This window comes from Aliihoeflea sp. PC F10.4 (assembly GCF_054612275.1).
In genome coordinates this window covers 3,950,353-3,965,772 of record NZ_JBTSWH010000001.1, presented here as the reverse complement: position 1 = coordinate 3,965,772, position 15,420 = coordinate 3,950,353, and the positions used below count along the sequence as shown (strand labels likewise).

At 61.7% G+C, this 15,420-nt stretch carries 15 protein-coding genes; 13 read left to right on the top strand and 2 right to left on the bottom strand.

Annotation, left to right across the window (positions count from 1 at the left end; translation table 11 throughout):
* The 3 genes from ACX82Z_RS19870 to ACX82Z_RS19860 are packed head-to-tail and all read left to right on the top strand — an operon-like array spanning position 1 to position 2,393.
* Positions 1 to 1,809, top strand: coding sequence for an ABC-F family ATP-binding cassette domain-containing protein (locus ACX82Z_RS19870; RefSeq protein ID WP_459590821.1), 1,809 nt, complete (start codon positions 1 to 3; stop codon positions 1,807 to 1,809).
* Positions 1,810 to 2,091, top strand: coding sequence for a type II toxin-antitoxin system CcdA family antitoxin (locus ACX82Z_RS19865; protein ID WP_459590820.1), 282 nt, complete (start codon positions 1,810 to 1,812; stop codon positions 2,089 to 2,091).
* Entirely contained in the window at positions 2,091 to 2,393 is a 303-nt protein-coding gene (locus ACX82Z_RS19860; protein ID WP_459590819.1) for a CcdB family protein, read from the top strand. Before ACX82Z_RS19865 ends, ACX82Z_RS19860 begins: the two co-directional genes overlap by 1 nt.
* Here the strand turns inward: ACX82Z_RS19860 and ACX82Z_RS19855 are convergent, their stop codons facing one another.
* Together ACX82Z_RS19855 and ACX82Z_RS19850 are read right to left on the bottom strand one after the other, a co-directional pair.
* On the bottom strand, positions 2,394 to 2,765 hold the full coding sequence (locus ACX82Z_RS19855) for a cell division protein ZapA (protein ID WP_459590818.1): 372 nt from the start codon (positions 2,763 to 2,765) through the stop codon (positions 2,394 to 2,396). It abuts the gene before it with no gap.
* 6 nt (positions 2,766 to 2,771) lie between these two features.
* The gene (locus ACX82Z_RS19850; RefSeq protein ID WP_459590817.1) at positions 2,772 to 3,044 is read right to left on the bottom strand and encodes a DUF4164 domain-containing protein; all 273 of its coding nucleotides are present in this window, start codon (positions 3,042 to 3,044) and stop codon (positions 2,772 to 2,774) included.
* Between the two features lie 231 nt (positions 3,045 to 3,275).
* Here ACX82Z_RS19850 and tkt point away from each other — a divergent pair, with 231 nt between their 5' ends.
* The 10 genes from tkt (at position 3,276) to ACX82Z_RS19800 (ending at position 15,392) form a co-directional block, all read left to right on the top strand.
* Positions 3,276 to 5,267, top strand: a complete 1,992-nt coding sequence (gene tkt / locus ACX82Z_RS19845; protein WP_459590816.1) for a transketolase — start codon at positions 3,276 to 3,278, stop codon at positions 5,265 to 5,267.
* A gap of 132 nt (positions 5,268 to 5,399) precedes the next feature.
* Positions 5,400 to 6,407, top strand: a complete 1,008-nt coding sequence (gene gap, locus ACX82Z_RS19840) for a type I glyceraldehyde-3-phosphate dehydrogenase (protein ID WP_459590815.1) — start codon at positions 5,400 to 5,402, stop codon at positions 6,405 to 6,407.
* Between the two features lie 5 nt (positions 6,408 to 6,412).
* Positions 6,413 to 6,976 carry a putative glycolipid-binding domain-containing protein gene (locus ACX82Z_RS19835; RefSeq protein ID WP_459590814.1) on the top strand — a complete coding sequence of 188 codons (564 nt, stop codon included), beginning with the start codon at positions 6,413 to 6,415 and terminating at the stop codon, positions 6,974 to 6,976.
* 18 nt (positions 6,977 to 6,994) lie between these two features.
* Positions 6,995 to 8,188: a phosphoglycerate kinase gene (locus tag ACX82Z_RS19830; protein WP_459590813.1), complete on the top strand. Its 1,194-nt coding sequence runs from the start codon at positions 6,995 to 6,997 to the stop codon at positions 8,186 to 8,188.
* Positions 8,189 to 8,255: 67 nt separating this feature from the next.
* Positions 8,256 to 8,930, top strand: coding sequence for a Crp/Fnr family transcriptional regulator (locus tag ACX82Z_RS19825; RefSeq protein WP_459590812.1), 675 nt, complete (start codon positions 8,256 to 8,258; stop codon positions 8,928 to 8,930).
* Positions 8,931 to 9,226: 296 nt separating this feature from the next.
* Complete coding sequence (locus tag ACX82Z_RS19820) at positions 9,227 to 11,140, top strand: AMP-binding protein (RefSeq protein ID WP_459911896.1); 1,914 nt, start codon at positions 9,227 to 9,229, stop codon at positions 11,138 to 11,140.
* Positions 11,137 to 11,964, top strand: a complete 828-nt coding sequence (locus ACX82Z_RS19815; protein WP_459590811.1) for an ABC transporter ATP-binding protein — start codon at positions 11,137 to 11,139, stop codon at positions 11,962 to 11,964. Before ACX82Z_RS19820 ends, ACX82Z_RS19815 begins: the two co-directional genes overlap by 4 nt.
* A 13-nt stretch (positions 11,965 to 11,977) precedes the next feature.
* On the top strand, positions 11,978 to 12,937 hold the full coding sequence (locus ACX82Z_RS19810; RefSeq protein ID WP_459590810.1) for a branched-chain amino acid ABC transporter permease: 960 nt from the start codon (positions 11,978 to 11,980) through the stop codon (positions 12,935 to 12,937).
* A 4-nt stretch (positions 12,938 to 12,941) separates the two neighbouring features.
* Positions 12,942 to 14,018, top strand: coding sequence for a branched-chain amino acid ABC transporter permease (locus tag ACX82Z_RS19805; RefSeq protein ID WP_459590809.1), 1,077 nt, complete (start codon positions 12,942 to 12,944; stop codon positions 14,016 to 14,018).
* Positions 14,019 to 14,078: 60 nt separating this feature from the next.
* Positions 14,079 to 15,392, top strand: a complete 1,314-nt coding sequence (locus tag ACX82Z_RS19800) for an ABC transporter substrate-binding protein (protein WP_459590808.1) — start codon at positions 14,079 to 14,081, stop codon at positions 15,390 to 15,392.
* Positions 15,393 to 15,420: the final 28 nt, after the last annotated feature.

The window sequence follows — 15,420 nt, the reverse complement described above, 5'->3', positions numbered from 1 at the left end:
ATGGCTCCACCGCTCCTCAATCTTGATGGCATCAAACTGACGTTCGGCGGCGCGCCGCTGCTCGATGGCGCATCTCTGGTGGCCGGCGAAGGCGATCGCATCGCGCTTGTCGGACGCAACGGCTCGGGCAAGTCGACGCTGTTGAAGATCGCAGCCGGCCTCATCGAGGCACAGGACGGCGAAATCTTCCGCCAGCCTTCCGCTACGATCCGCTATCTGAAGCAAGTGCCGGACATGGAGGGATTTTCGACCGTTCTTAGCTATGTCGAAGCGGGCCTTGGGCCTGCGGACGATCCGCATCGCGCCACCTATCTGGTCGAAAATCTCGATCTCGATCCGTCCGCCGATCCCGGCAACCTGTCGGGCGGCGAGGCCCGGCGCGCAGCGCTTGCGCGCGTTCTTGCGCCGCAACCGGACATTCTCCTTCTCGACGAGCCTACCAATCATCTCGACCTCGCCACGATCGAATGGCTCGAAGGTGAACTCGTCCGCTCGACCTCGGCGATTATCGTCATTTCGCACGACCGACGCTTTCTCGAGCGCGTTTCGAAATCGACCGTCTGGCTCGATCGCGGTCAGACGCGGCGGCTGGAAAAGGGCTTTGCCCATTTCGAGGAATGGCGCGACCAGCTTCTGGAGGAAGAAGAACGCGACCAGCACAAGCTCGGCCGGCAGATCGTGCGCGAGGAGCACTGGCTGCGCTACGGCGTTTCCGCACGGCGCAAGCGCAACATGCGCCGTCTGGGCGAATTACATTCGATGCGCAGTCAGTTCCGCAACCATCGCGGAGCCGAAGGCAAGGCAACGTTGCAGGCGAGCGACGCCGCCGAGTCCGGCAAGCTCGTTATCGAGGCGAAATCGATCGCAAAGACATTCGGCGAACGCCGGATCGTGTCCGATTTCTCGATCCGGGTGCAGCGCGGCGACCGGATCGGTCTCGTCGGTCCGAACGGTGCCGGCAAGACAACGCTCCTGAAAATGCTGACCGGCGAACTTTCCCCCGATGCCGGAACCGTACGGCTCGGCGTCAATCTGGAAATCGCCACTCTCGACCAGAAACGCGATCTCGATCTCGATGAGACGCTGAGCCACTATTTGACGGACGGGCGCGGCGACAGCGTCGTCGTCAATGGCGAGGAGCGCCATGTCGTTTCCTACATGAAGGATTTCCTGTTCAAGCCGGAGCAGGCGCGTACGCCGATCCGCGAACTGTCGGGCGGCGAGCGGGCGCGACTGGTGCTGGCGCGATTGCTCGCACGGCCCGCCAATCTGCTCGTCCTCGACGAGCCGACCAACGATCTCGACATGGAAACGCTCGATCTTCTGCAGGAACTCGTCGCCGGTTTTCCCGGAACGGTCATCCTCGTCAGCCACGATCGCGATTTCCTCGACCGCACGGTGACGAGCACCATCGCGCCCGACAGCGATGGACGCTGGATTGAATATGCCGGCGGCTATGCCGACATGCTGACGCAGCGCGGCACCAAGGCGTTCGCACAGAAGACGCCGAAGAGCGAGCCTAAGGACAAATCCGCCGTCGCGGTGCCGAAACAGACCGCGACCTCCTCATCGAAGAAGCTTTCATTCAAACAGAAATTCGCTCTGGAAAAATTGCCCGGCGAGATGGAAGCGACGACCGGGAAGATCGCAGCACTTGAAGCCAAGATGGCGGATGCCGCTTTCTATACCCGCGACCCGGATGGCTTCGCGAAAACCGCCACCACGCTCGACACGCTCCGCGCCGATCTGGCGCGAATGGAGGAAGAGTGGCTGGAACTGGAGATGCTGCGCGAGGAAGTCGGAGGCTGATTGCGAGGCACGGAAAATGCGCATATAATATGCGCAGGAGAATTCCACATGCTTACTCGTGCGCCCCGCAAATCGGTCAATGTTTCCATCGATGTTGACCTGCTCGCCGAAGCCAAAGAGTTGAACGTGAACATATCGCGCGCCGCTGATGCTGGCCTTACGCAGGCGATCAGCGCTCGCAAGGCGCAATTGTGGCTGGAAGAAAATCGCGAAGCGATCGATGAGAACAATCGGTATTTTGCGCAGAACGGTCTGCCGTTCTCAGAATATCGCGGTTTTTGATGGCGAGATACGACGTCTATCGCGATCCGCGCGGAACCGACAATTTACTCGTCAGCATTCAGTCTGACGTCTTCGATGCCCTCGATACGCGCATGGCGATACCGCTTTTGCCTGAACGTGCCGATCGCACAGCGCTGAAGAAACTGAACCCTATCATCGACATTGCCGGCAAGCGTTACGCACTCTACACGCAGTTGATGCTCGCAGTTCCCGTCAGCGCGCTGCGTGAAAAAGTGACGAATATTTCCGGCAGCCGCGACGAAATCACCGCCGCACTCGACATGCTGTTTCAGGGGTTTTGATCAGACTTGGCGCGGCCGCCCGGCGAGACGATCGGCCAGAACCTCGACGCGTTCGGCAAAACCCGCCAATGCGCCGGTCAGTGCCGCGTCGTTCTTGTCGGCCTTGGTCAGCGCGTCGTCGCGCGTCTTGCGCAAGGTGCCGATCTCACTTTCCAGCCCTTTGACCCGCTTTTGCAACTCGGCAAGTTCGTCCATGACCATGATGCCGGCCATGACGGTCAGACGCTGATCGCCGATCTCGCCGAACGAATCCTTCAGATGCGACACGTAGCGGTCGAAGCGCGTTGCAAGGGAGACGAGATGTTCTTCCTGCCCCTCGTCGCAGGCCATCCGGTAGGCTTTGCCGTCAATCGTTACCGTGACTTGAGCCATCTTCCCCTACCTGTCCAAAACGGCGCGAATGGTCTCCATCGCGGTCACGAGTCGGCGTGAGACTTCCTTGTTGGCGTCTTCGAGACGTTCGCCGCGCGCCTCGGACGCATCGAGCTCCTGCGCGAGCCGTGTGCGGTCCGCGTTCATGCGCTGCACTTCGGCGTCGGCTTCCTGATAGTCCTGGTCATTATCAAGGCGCGTCGAAACCGCGCCTTCCAGCGCGTCGACGGCGGCCCCAAGACGGCCGATGACTTCTCTGAGCGTGGTTTCCCCGGACATGGCTCCCGTTCCCTGGCTCGCAACCGAATCATTGTGCCGCAAGAACGCTTTAATCGAAAAACATTAGGCGTCAGGCGAATCGGCCGTCAACTGAAGCGCGCGACTATCCCCGTCATTCCGTCATCTTCAAGGCCGGCTTGGCGTTGACTCCGTGCTCCGAACGCGTATGTGTCCCCTGCCTGACGGCCATATGGCCCATAAATCTCCCTTTTTCGGCAGGACAGAGCGATCATGACCACACGCGACAAGCACGACCGCATGGCCAATGCGATCCGCTTCCTTTCCATGGATGCGGTCGAAAAGGCCAATTCGGGCCACCCCGGACTGCCGATGGGCGCGGCCGATATCGCGACCGTCCTGTTCACGCGCTTTTTGAAATACGACCCGCAGAACCCGAAATGGGCCGACCGCGATCGCTTCGTCCTGTCGGCTGGCCACGGTTCGATGCTTTTGTATTCGCTGCTCTATCTGACCGGCTACGAGGACATCACGATCGAAGAGATCGAGAATTTCCGCCAACTCGGCTCCAAGACCGCCGGCCACCCCGAATATGGCCACGCCGCCGGCATCGAGACGACGACCGGCCCGCTCGGGCAGGGTCTGGCCAATTCAGTCGGCATGGCGATGGCGGAGCGCATCTTGAACGCGCATTACGGCGACGACCTCGTCGACCATCACACCTATACGCTCGTCGGCGATGGCTGCCTCATGGAGGGCATCAGCCAGGAGGCGATTTCGCTCGCCGGGCATCTGAAGCTGAACAAGCTGATCGTTATGTGGGACGACAACAATATCTCCATCGACGGTCCGGTCTCACTCGCCGATTCCACTGACCAGATCGCTCGTTTCAAGGCATCGGGATGGAACACGCTGTCGGCGGACGGCCATGACCCCGAGGCCATCGCCGCAGCGCTCGAAAGCGCCAAGACCTCCGATCGCCCGACGCTGATCGCCTTCAGAACGACGATCGGCTTCGGCGCGCCGACCCGCGCCGGCACCAACAAGGCGCATGGTTCGCCGCTCGGCGCAGAAGAGATCGCAGAAACGCGCAAGGCGCTCGGCTGGGAGTACGAACCTTTCGTCGTGCCCTCGGACATCCTCGACGCATGGCGTCTGGCCGGTCTCAACGCCGCAAAGGCGAAGAAGGGCTGGGAAGAGCGTCTCGGCAAGGGGGATGCCGAAAAGCGCGGCGAATTTGAGCGGCGCATGCGCGGCGAACTGCCCGATGGCCTCGACGCGGCCATCGTCGACTACAAGAAGAAGCTGTCGGCCGATAAGCCGAAGGTCGCCACCCGCAAGGCGTCGGAAATGGCGCTCGAGATCGTCAACGGCCTCATGCCGGACACGATCGGCGGCTCGGCCGACCTCACCGGCTCGAACAACACCAAGACCTCGCAGACCAAGCCGATCACGCCGATCGATTTTTCGGGCCGCTACCTCCATTACGGCATTCGCGAGCACGGCATGGCCGCGGCGATGAACGGCATGGCGCTGCATGGCGGCATCATCCCCTATGGCGGCACGTTCCTCGTCTTTTCCGACTATGCGCGCCCGTCGATGCGCCTTGCTTCGCTGATGGGCATCCGCTCGATCTTCGTCATGACCCACGATTCCATCGGGCTTGGCGAAGACGGTCCGACGCACCAACCTGTCGAGCAGCTTGCCGCCCTGCGTGCGATCCCGAACCATTACGTCTTCCGTCCGGCAGATGTGGTCGAAACGGCCGAATGCTGGCAGATCGCGCTGGAATCGGAGACGACCCCGTCGACGCTGGCCCTCACCCGCCAGAACCTGCCGACGCTGCGTACCGAGCACAATGAGGACAATCTGTCTTCGCTCGGCGCGTACGAACTCGCCACGGCGAGCGCTGCGGCCAAGGTCACGATCTTCGCATCGGGCTCCGAAGTCGAGATCGCGATGAAGGCGCGCGAAATCCTCGAAGCCAAGGGTCATCCGACCCGCGTCGTCTCAGTTCCGTGCGTCGAATTGTTCGAAGAGCAGGAAGAGGATTATCGCACCGCGATCCTCGGTGACGGCTCGCTCAAGGTCGCCGTCGAGGCAGGCATCCGCATGGGTTGGGATCACCTGATCGGCTCCGACGGTATTTTCATCGGCATGTCGTCCTTCGGCGCGTCCGGTCCCTACGAGAAGCTTTATAAGCATTTCGGCATCACGCCGGAGGCGACGGTCGCAGCCATCGAAGCCGCACTTTCGAAGGCCTGAGAAAATAAAACCGATTAAGTTGGAAAGGGCGGGTCCTGCACCTGCCCTTTTCGCATGTCTGGTGCTGGATTCTGTCGGCATGGCTGGCTAAGACACGGCACCCAAGACTTCATTTCTCCCGGGAGACAGCGAATGACTGTGAGAGTTGCCATCAACGGTTTTGGCCGCATCGGCCGCAACGTTCTGCGCGCGATCTACGAATCGGGCCGCACCGACATCGAGGTCGTCGCGATCAACGATCTCGGCCCGGTCGAGACCAACGCGCATTTGATGCGCTACGATTCCGTCCATGGACGCTTTCCGGGCGAAGTGAAGGTCGTCGGCGACGCCATCGACGCCGGTCGCGGACCGATCAAGGTTCATGCGGCGCGCAACCCGGCCGAACTGCCGTGGAAGGAAGAGGGCGTCGACATCGCGCTCGAATGCACCGGCATCTTCACTTCGAAGGAAAAGGCGTCGGCGCATCTGGAAGCAGGTGCCAAGCGCGTCATCGTCTCGGCACCGGCTGACAATGCCGACCTGACCGTCGTCTACGGCGTCAACCACGACAAGCTGACGAAGGACCACATGGTCATTTCGAACGCCTCGTGCACGACCAACTGCCTTGCGCCGGTCGCGCAGGTGCTGAACGAGGCCATCGGCATCGACCACGGCTTCATGACGACGATCCACTCCTATACCGGCGACCAGCCGACGCTCGACACGATGCACAAGGACCTTTACCGCGCCCGCGCGGCGGCCCTTTCCATGATCCCGACCTCGACCGGCGCGGCCAAGGCTGTCGGCCTCGTGCTGCCCGAACTCAACGGCAAGCTCGATGGCTCGTCGATCCGCGTGCCGACCCCCAACGTCTCGGTCGTCGATCTCAAATTTGTCGCCAAGCGCGCCACGACGGTTCAGGAAATCAACGAAGCGATCAAGGCTGCTGCCAATGGCCGCCTAAAAGGCGTTCTGGGCTTCACCACCGATCCGAACGTGTCGATCGACTTCAACCACGATCCGCATTCCTCGATCTTCGCGCTCGACCAGACAAAGGTTCTGGACGGCACTTTCGTGCGCATCCTCACCTGGTACGACAATGAATGGGGCTTCTCCAACCGCATGAGCGACACGGCCGTCGCCTTCGGCAAGCTCATCTAAGCGACATGTTCCGCGCCCTCGCCACGCGAACAATTCGCTGGCGTCCGCTTGGGGGCGCGGGACTGGAACATCTGACGCTGTCGCCTGCCGGCGGCGGCGTCACCGCCACAAGCGTCGTGGTCGGTGAATTTGGTGGCACGGCATTCGGCGCGCGCTACCGCATCGAATGCGATGCGGGCTGGACGGTTCGCTCATTCCATATCGAAACCACGGATGGGCGCTCGCTTGCCATCAGCGGCGACGGCAAAGGCCACTGGCGCGATGCGTCGGGCCTGCAATTGCCTCAGTTTGACGGCTGCATCGACATCGATCTGTCCGTCACGCCCTTCACCAACACGCTGCCGATCCGCCGGTTGGCGCTTGGGCGCGATACCGGGACCGTCCCGCTCTCGATGATCTATGTGCCGTTCGACACGCTCGAACCGTTCGTCGACGGCCAAAACTACACCTGCCTCGAAGATGCCAGTCTCTATCGCTACGAGGCGGCCGACCGCACTTTTGCTGCCGACCTGCCGGTCAACGAGGACGGTATCGTCCTCGATTATCCCACGCTTTTCGAGCGGCTTTGACCGCCACGGAGAAACCGCATGAGCTTTCGCACCCTCGACGACATCGACGCAGCCGGCAAGCGCGTCCTCGTCCGTGTCGACCTCAACGTGCCACTGAACGATGACGGCACGATCTCGGACGCGACCCGTATCGAGCGCGTCGCGCCGACGATCAGGGAATTGTCCAAAAAGGGCGGTAAAGTCATTCTGCTCGCCCATTTCGCCCGTCCGAAGGGCGAAGTCGTCAAGGGCATGTCGCTTCGACCGATCGGGCAAGGCGTCGCTGACGCCATCAAACACGAGGTCGCCTTCGCCGACGACTGTATCGGCCCCGCCGCCGAAAAGGCCGTCTCCGTGATGAAGGATGGCGACGTTCTGCTTCTGGAAAACACCCGTTTCCACAAGGGCGAGGAAAAGAACGACGCCGAGTTCGCCAAGGCACTGGCCGCAAATGGCGATCTTTACGTCAACGACGCGTTCTCGGCAGCGCATCGGGCGCATGCTTCGACTGAAGGGCTTGCGCGCTTGCTGCCGTCCTATGCCGGCCGCACCATGCAGGAAGAGCTGGAAGCGCTGGAAAAAGGTCTCGGAAAGCCACAAAAGCCGGTCGTCGCCATCGTCGGCGGCGCGAAGGTGTCGACCAAGATCGACCTTTTGCTCAACCTCGTGAAAAAGGTCGATGCCGTCGTCATCGGCGGCGGTATGGCCAACACGTTTTTGGCCGCGCGCGGCACGAAAGTCGGCAAGTCGCTGTGCGAGCATGATCTGGCCGCAACCGCGAAAACGATCATGACCGAAGCCGCGAGCGCCGGCTGCGCCATCGTCCTGCCGGTCGATGCCGTTATCGCGCGTGAGTTCAAGGCGGGTGCGGCAAGCGAAGTGGTGCCTGTCGATCGGGTGCCCGACGATGCGATGATCCTCGATGCAGGCCCGCAGACCGTTGAGAAAATCGCCGAATGGATCGGTCGCGCGAAGACGCTGGTCTGGAACGGGCCGCTCGGTGCGTTCGAGATCGAGCCTTTCGACAAGGCGACGATGACCGCAGCCCGTTTCGCTGCAAAGGAAACGAAGGCAGGAAATCTCGTTTCGGTCGCCGGCGGTGGCGACACGGTTGCAGCGCTGAACCAGGCGGGCGTGGCCGGAGACTTCACCTATGTCTCGACGGCCGGCGGCGCATTTCTGGAATGGATGGAAGGCAAGGAACTGCCCGGCGTCGCTGCACTCGAGAAATAGGCCACGGGCTTGACTTCGCTTCTGCGAACCCATCGTCTTTGCAAGTCACAAATGGCTGGAAGGGACGATGGCAGGACGGATCGATCAGGTAAGAAGCGAAATCTGGGCCGGTGAACTGACCGACGAAGAGGTCGAGCGCGCCGCGCGCGGCATGAGCGAGCGCGGCTACGCGAAAGGCGCCTATATCTGCCATCGTGGCGACCGGCTTGACTCATGGACGGGTGTCGTTACCGGCCTCGTCAAGATGAGCGCCATCGCGCGCACCGGAAAGGCGATCACCTTCGCCGGCATCGGTGCGGGCGGGTGGTTCGGCGAAGGCTCGATGCTCAAGAACGAAGAGCGCAAATACGACCTCGTCGCGCTGCGCGACACGCGCATCAACCTGATGACCCGCGCGACCTTCGTGTGGTTGTGCGAAAACAGCGTCGGCTTCAACCGCTTTCTCGTGCGCCAGCTCAACGAACGGCTCGGCCAGTTCATCGCGATCACCGAGCACGACCGCTCCTTCGATGCGAAAGCGCGGGTGGCGCGAAACCTGTCATGGATCTGCAATCCGGTGCTGAGCCCCCGCGTCGGCGAGATCATCGAAATCACGCAGGAAGAGGTCGGTCTGCTGGCCAGCGTGTCGCGACAGGTGGCGAACCGATGCCTCGCTGAACTTGCCGATGAAGGACTGATCGCACTAGGCGCTGGCACGATCCGCCCGCTCGACGTCGAGGCGCTGGCCGATTACGGCGCGTGAAATTCAACAATGTGGGGATTGGAGCGCAGACGCGCTGCCGATCCAACAGACTATTCCATGCGCTGTCTGTCAAGGCCCGTATTGCCCGCCATCGTGATTCGTGGAAACTTCATCGCAAGGATGGTTTCGAACGAGAGGAGCCTGCACGTGCAGGACGTTCGATTCAGGTCCGACAATGACGGGACCGTTTGAAGCCTGCCGCTGAGGAGCGGGCGGCGGTCCGGGAGGAGCAGAAGTTGGCCGAGGCACACGCCTTGCCCGATACGTTCCCGAAATATCTGCTGCGCAATGCACAGATGTTCGGATCGCGATGGGCTATGCGCCACAAGGATCGTGGCATCTGGCAAAGCTGGACCTGGTCGCAGCAACGGGACGAGATACGCGATTTCGCGATCGGTCTTGCCGAACTCGGCTGCCGACACGGCGACAAGGTCGCGATTGTCGGCGCCAACCGGCCGCGTCTCTACTGGGCGGTTTGCGCGGTCCAATCGCTCGGCGGCGTGCCTGTCCCGGTCTATGCCGATGCCGTTGCCGAAGAACTTTCCTACGTTTTGTCCCATGCGGGCGTGCGCTTCGCGGTCGTGCAGGATCAGGAGCAGGTCGACAAGCTGGCAAGCTTCGCCGACAAGCTGACCGACCTCGTCGCCACCATCTATGACGAGCCGCGCGGCCTTGCCGACTATGACCGCGCCGCGCTTCACGATTTCGCCGACCTGCAGGAGATAGGCTGGCGCGTGCAGGAGGCCGATGATGGCCGCGCGAAGGCATGGGAAGACGCCATCAGCGCGGCTTCCGGCGACGATATCTCGATCATGCTCTACACCTCCGGCACGACAGGCCGCTCCAAGGGCGTGATGCTGAAGGCGAAGAATGCGGTGAAGGCCGCGCAGGACACGGTCGCCTTCGATGGACTGACCGAAAAGGACAGCGTCCTCGCCTATCTGCCGCTCGCCTGGGTCGGCGATCATTATCTGAACTACGCGCAGGGCTACGTCTCGGGCTTCACCATGGCATGCCCGGAAAGCAGCCAGACCGTCGCGCAGGATTTGCGCGAGCTTGCCCCGACCTTCTATTTCGCGCCGCCGCGCGTCTTCGAAGGGCTTTTGACCTCCGTTACGATTCGCATGGAGGACGCCGGTCGTCTCAAACGCGCAATGTATCGGCACTTTATCGAAGTGGCCCGCAGACACGGCGAGGCGATCCTCGAAGGGCGCAGCGTGCCGCTTGGCGCGCGGCTGTCCTACGCGCTTGGAAACATGCTCGTCTATGGGCCGCTGAAGAACGTGCTCGGCCTGTCGAACATCCGCGTCGCCTACACGGCCGGCGAAGCGATCGGTTCGGACCTGTTCTCTTATTTCCGCTCGCTCGGCGTGAACCTGAAGCAGCTTTACGGGCAGACGGAAGCGTTTCTTTACGTGACCTGCCAGAAGGACGGCGAAGTCCGCTCCGATACGGTCGGCCCGCCCGCGCCCAATGTCGACATCCGCATTTCTGAGGATGGCGAAGTGCAGTTCCGCTCGCCCGGCATGTTCTCCGGCTATTATCTCGAAGACGAAAAGACGGCGGAAGCGATGACGCCGGACGGCTATGTGAAGACCGGCGACGCGGGCTTTTTCGATACGGACGGCCAGCTCAAGATCATCGACCGCGCCAAGGATGTCGGCAAGCTTGCCTCAGGCGCACTGTTCGCACCCAAATACCTTGAAAACATGCTGAAATTCTTCCCCAACATCAAGGAAGCGGTCGCCTATGGCGACGGGCGCGACTTTGCCGCCGCCTTCGTCAATATCGATCTTCAGGCCGTCGGCAACTGGGCCGAGCGCAACAACATCGCCTACGCCTCCTATCAGGAACTTGCCGGCCATCCGCAGGTCTATGAGATGATCGCGGCGAATGTGGAGGAGACGAACCGGCGTCTGTCGCAGGAGCCGATGATGGCGGCCGCACAGATCCGGCGCTTCCTCATCCTGCACAAAGAACTCGACGCCGACGACGGCGAGTTGACCCGCACGCAAAAGGTTCGCCGGTCCTTCGTGGCCGAGCGTTACGACGGGTTGATCGAGGCGCTCTACGACGGCTCGCCCGAAAAGTTCGTCGAGACGGAAGTGACCTATGAAGACGGGCGCAAGGGCCGCATCCGCGCCACGGTGAAGATCGTCGACGTTCCGGTGTTCAGTGCAGCCAACCCAGTCAGGGAGGCTGCCGAATGAACGCGCATCCCGACCACGATCTGATCGTCGCGCCCGAAGACGACGGCATTGCCAAGGGTGCCCTTTTGATGGACGTCAAGAACGTCTCGCTCGCCTTTGGCGGGGTCAAGGCGATCACCGACATCTCGTTCGACGTCCGCAAAGGCGAAATCCGCGCCATCATCGGCCCGAATGGCGCGGGCAAGACGTCGATGCTCAACGTCATCAATGGCTTCTATACGCCGCAGGTCGGCACCATCACCTTTCGCGGCCAGACGCGCCGCGCGATGAAGCCGCACCATGCCGTGCGGCAGGGCATCGCGCGCACCTTCCAGAACGTCGCGCTGTTCAAGGGCATGTCAACGCTCGACAACATCATGGCTGGCCGGTCGGTGCTGATGAAGCGCAACATATTGTGGCAGATGCTGTGGCACGGACCCGCGCTCGCCGAGGAAATCCAGCATCGCGAAAAGGTCGAGGAAATCATCGACTTCCTCGAAATCGAGCACATCAGGCATACGCCGGTCGGCAAGCTGCCCTACGGCCTGCAAAAGCGCGTCGAGCTTGGCCGCGCGCTCGCGATGGAGCCGTCGCTCCTTCTTCTCGACGAGCCGATGGCCGGAATGAACCTGGAGGAGAAAGAGGACATGAGCCGCTTCATCCTCGACGTGAACCAGCAGCGCGGAACGACCATCGCGCTGATCGAGCACGATATGGGCGTCGTCATGGATTTGTCGGATCGGGTGGTGGTGCTCGACTACGGCAAGAAAATCGCCGACGGGCCGCCGGACGAGGTCAAGGCCAATCAGGCCGTGATCGACGCCTATCTCGGCGTGCCGCATTGATCGGGAGGGGATAATGGAAAGCTTGCATTCGATCTTCGTGGCGCCCTTCGCCGACATGGCGGCCGCGCCCGATTTCCTCATTCAGGTCGTCTGGGAAGGGCTGGTCTCGGGCGTGCTTTACGCGTTGATCGCGCTCGGCTTCGTGCTGATCTACAAATCCTCGCGCATTTTCAACTTCGCGCAGGGCATCATGGTCGTCTTCGCGGCGTTGACGCTCGTCGGCCTCTACCAGATGGGCGTGCCGGCTCTGCTTGCGGTGATCCTCACGCTCGCCGTCATGTTCGTGCTCGCCGTCACCATCGAGCGGGTCGTGCTGCGCCCGCTCGTCAACCAGCCCGACATTATCCTGTTCATGGCGACGATCGGCATCACGCTGTTCCTGATCGGTCTCGGCGAGACGATCTTCGGCGGCGAGAACAAGCGGATGATCACCAGCGAACTCTACATTCCCACGGGAAGCTGGATGCTGGAGCCTTTCGGCGGCTTCGTCTCCATCGAGCAGCGCGACGTGACCGCCGTCGTCGGCGCGGTGGCGCTCGTGGCGCTGCTTCTCGTCTTTCTCAACAAGTCGCGCATGGGCCGCGCGATCCGCGCACTCGGCGACGACCATCAGGCCGCGCTTTCGGTCGGCATCTCGCTGTCGACTATCTGGGTCATCGTCTGGTTCATCGCAGGCATCATCGCACTGGCGACGGGCATCGCGTGGGGCGCCCGGGCGGGCGTCTCATTCGCGCTGGAGGTGATCGCGCTGAAAGCCTTGCCGGTGCTGATGCTGGGCGGGCTGGAAAGCGTGACCGGTGCGATCGTCGCTGGCCTTGCCATCGGCATCCTCGAAAAGGTTTTCGAAATCTATTGGGGCCAGCCGCTTCTCGGCGGCAATACGGAAGCCTGGTTCGCCTATATTCTGGCGCTTCTTGTCCTGCTCGCCAGACCGCAGGGTCTGTTCGGCGAAAAAATCATCGAGCGGGTGTAAGCACATGTTCTATCGCGTCGCGGGCCAGTACAAGACCAGCTACAAGGCGGATTACGCCCTCTTCCCCGTCAGGCAGGATGCGATCCTGCTAGCCATCATCCTAGTCGTCGCCTTCGTGGTATTTCCGCTGACGGCGAGCAACTTTGCGTTCCGCGCGCTTTTGATCCCGGTGTTGATCTACGCGCTCGCAGCCCTCGGGCTGAACATTTTGACCGGCTATGCAGGCCAGCTTTCGCTCGGGACCGGCGCGTTCATGGGCGTGGGCGCCTATGCCTGCTACAAGCTCATCACGATCTTTCCCGAGATGAATATCCTCGTCGCGATCGCCCTATCCGGGTTCTTCTCGGCCATGGTCGGCGTCGCCTTCGGCCTCCCGTCCTTGAGGATCAAGGGGTTCTATCTCGCCATCGCGACGCTCGCCGCGCAGTTCTTCCTTGTCTGGCTATTCCAGAAATGGGGCTGGCTCTACAATTACAACGCATCGGGAGCGATCCAAGTGCCGAACACGCAGATGTTGGGCGTGACCGTGACCGGCGCGCGCGCCTCGGCGCTGACGCAGTACTACGTCGTTTTGTGCATCGTCTGCGTCGTTACGCTTTTCGCCATCAACATCACACGTGGACGCATCGGGCGGACTTGGAAGGCCGTGCGCGACATGGACATCGCGGCAGAACTCGTCGGCATCAATTTGATGAAGGCGAAGCTCTCGGCGTTCTTCGTTTCGTCCTACATCGTCGGCATCGCCGGCGCGATGTTTGTCTTTTTGTGGCGCGGCGCGGCTGAGGCCGATCTGTTCGACATCCAGTTGTCGTTCCGCGTGCTCTTCATCGCGATCATCGGCGGGCTGGGCTCGATAATGGGCAACTATCTCGGCGCGATCCTGATCGTCGCCCTGCCCGTCATCATCAATTCGGTACCTGCCGCATTCGGCATTCCGATCTCCTCGGCCATGGTCGAGCATTTGAACACCATGATCATCGGCGCGCTGATCATCGGCTTCCTGATCATCGAGCCGCACGGGCTGGCGCGTTTTTGGGCCGTGATCCGCGAAAAACTGATCATCTGGCCGTTCCCGCATTGAGGAGTGCGGGATTTCATTAAGGCAAAGCCCGGTGGAAACGGGCGAAGTGGAGGAAAGAGCATGAGACTGAAATATACGACGGCCCTGATGGCCGGCATCGTCGCGGTCGGTTTCGCAGCCCCCGCCTTGGCGCAGGACACGCTGAAACTGCCCAACATGTCGTACCGCACCGGACCCTTCGCCGCGACCGGCACGCCGCATATGAACGGCCAGCTCGACTACATGACCATGCTGAACGAGCGCGACGGCGGCATCGGCGGCGTTCGCATCGCCTTCGAGGAATGCGAGACCGGTTACAACACCGAAAAGGGTGTCGAGTGCTACGAGAAGCTGACGTCGGAAGGCGCGCTCGTCACGCAGCCCTGGTCGACCGGCATCACGCTTCAGGTGTTGCCGCGCACCAATGTCGATGAAATTCCGATGTATGCCCCCGGCTACGGCTTTTCGGCCATGCAGGACGGCAGGACGTTCAAATGGGCCTTCAACCCACCGACCTCCTACTGGGACGGTGCGTCGATGATTATGCGAGGTATTTCGGACGGCAATCTCGACAATCTCAACGGCCAGAAGATCGCCTTCCTGCATCTCGACCATCCCTACGGCAAGGAGCCGATCCCGCTTCTCGAACAGCTTGCCGAAACGCACGGCTTCACGCTGCTGCCGATCCCCGTCGGCCTGACGGAAATGCAGAACCAGTCCGCGCAATGGCTCCAGATCCGCCGCGAGCGACCCGACTACGTCATCATGTGGGGCTGGGGCGCGATGAATGCCGGCGCGATCACGGAAGCGGTCAAGACGCGCTATCCGATGGAGCAGTTCGTGTCGGTGTGGTGGGGCGCGCACGAACCCGACCTCAATCTCGTCGGTGAACAGGGCAAGGGCTTCCGCGCCCTGTCGTGGAACTTCGCCCACTCCGAATCGAGCCTGATGCAGGATGTGAAGACGCATGTGGTCGACGCTGGAAAGTCGCAGCTCAACCAGAGCGCGGGCGAATTCGATTCGACCGCCTACCAGCGCGGTATCCTGATGTCGGTCATCCTTGCCGAGGCGGTGGAGGCCGCGCAGGAAGAAGCCGGCACGCCGATGATCGACCGCGAGCAGCTTCGCAAGGGTCTCGAAAACGTCAATCTCGACGAGGCGCGCCTGGCCGAGCTCGGCATCGGAGAGATGATGGCGCCCTTCGCCATGAGCTGTTCGAACCACACGGGCCACGCTTCCGCATGGATGGTCGAGTGGGACGGCGCGAAATTCGTCAAGGTCTCGGACCTGATCGAAGCCGACCGATCGGTCATCGACCCGTTGGTCGAGCAGGCATCGGCTGACTACGCGTCCGCCAATCAGCCCTGGGACATGAACGACGAGTGCTCCGACTAAGGCGCTGATATGCGGCGGCCACGCGCCG

What these genes read in the sequence shown, in the direction of transcription:
- ACX82Z_RS19815 (WP_459590811.1), top strand. Translation starts at nt 11,137, where the DNA reads ATGAACGCGCATCCCGACCACGATCTGATCGTCGCGCCCGAAGACGAC.
- ACX82Z_RS19835 (WP_459590814.1), top strand. Translation starts at nt 6,413, where the DNA reads ATGTTCCGCGCCCTCGCCACGCGAACAATTCGCTGGCGTCCGCTTGGG.
- ACX82Z_RS19805 (WP_459590809.1), top strand. Translation starts at nt 12,942, where the DNA reads ATGTTCTATCGCGTCGCGGGCCAGTACAAGACCAGCTACAAGGCGGAT.
- gap (WP_459590815.1), top strand. Translation starts at nt 5,400, where the DNA reads ATGACTGTGAGAGTTGCCATCAACGGTTTTGGCCGCATCGGCCGCAAC.
- ACX82Z_RS19855 (WP_459590818.1), bottom strand. Translation starts at nt 2,765, where the DNA reads ATGGCTCAAGTCACGGTAACGATTGACGGCAAAGCCTACCGGATGGCC.
- tkt (WP_459590816.1), top strand. Translation starts at nt 3,276, where the DNA reads ATGACCACACGCGACAAGCACGACCGCATGGCCAATGCGATCCGCTTC.
- ACX82Z_RS19820 (WP_459911896.1), top strand. Translation starts at nt 9,227, where the DNA reads ATGTTCGGATCGCGATGGGCTATGCGCCACAAGGATCGTGGCATCTGG.
- ACX82Z_RS19800 (WP_459590808.1), top strand. Translation starts at nt 14,079, where the DNA reads ATGAGACTGAAATATACGACGGCCCTGATGGCCGGCATCGTCGCGGTC.
- ACX82Z_RS19830 (WP_459590813.1), top strand. Translation starts at nt 6,995, where the DNA reads ATGAGCTTTCGCACCCTCGACGACATCGACGCAGCCGGCAAGCGCGTC.
- ACX82Z_RS19810 (WP_459590810.1), top strand. Translation starts at nt 11,978, where the DNA reads ATGGAAAGCTTGCATTCGATCTTCGTGGCGCCCTTCGCCGACATGGCG.
- ACX82Z_RS19860 (WP_459590819.1), top strand. Translation starts at nt 2,091, where the DNA reads ATGGCGAGATACGACGTCTATCGCGATCCGCGCGGAACCGACAATTTA.
- ACX82Z_RS19825 (WP_459590812.1), top strand. Translation starts at nt 8,256, where the DNA reads ATGGCAGGACGGATCGATCAGGTAAGAAGCGAAATCTGGGCCGGTGAA.
- ACX82Z_RS19850 (WP_459590817.1), bottom strand. Translation starts at nt 3,044, where the DNA reads ATGTCCGGGGAAACCACGCTCAGAGAAGTCATCGGCCGTCTTGGGGCC.
- ACX82Z_RS19870 (WP_459590821.1), top strand. Translation starts at nt 1, where the DNA reads ATGGCTCCACCGCTCCTCAATCTTGATGGCATCAAACTGACGTTCGGC.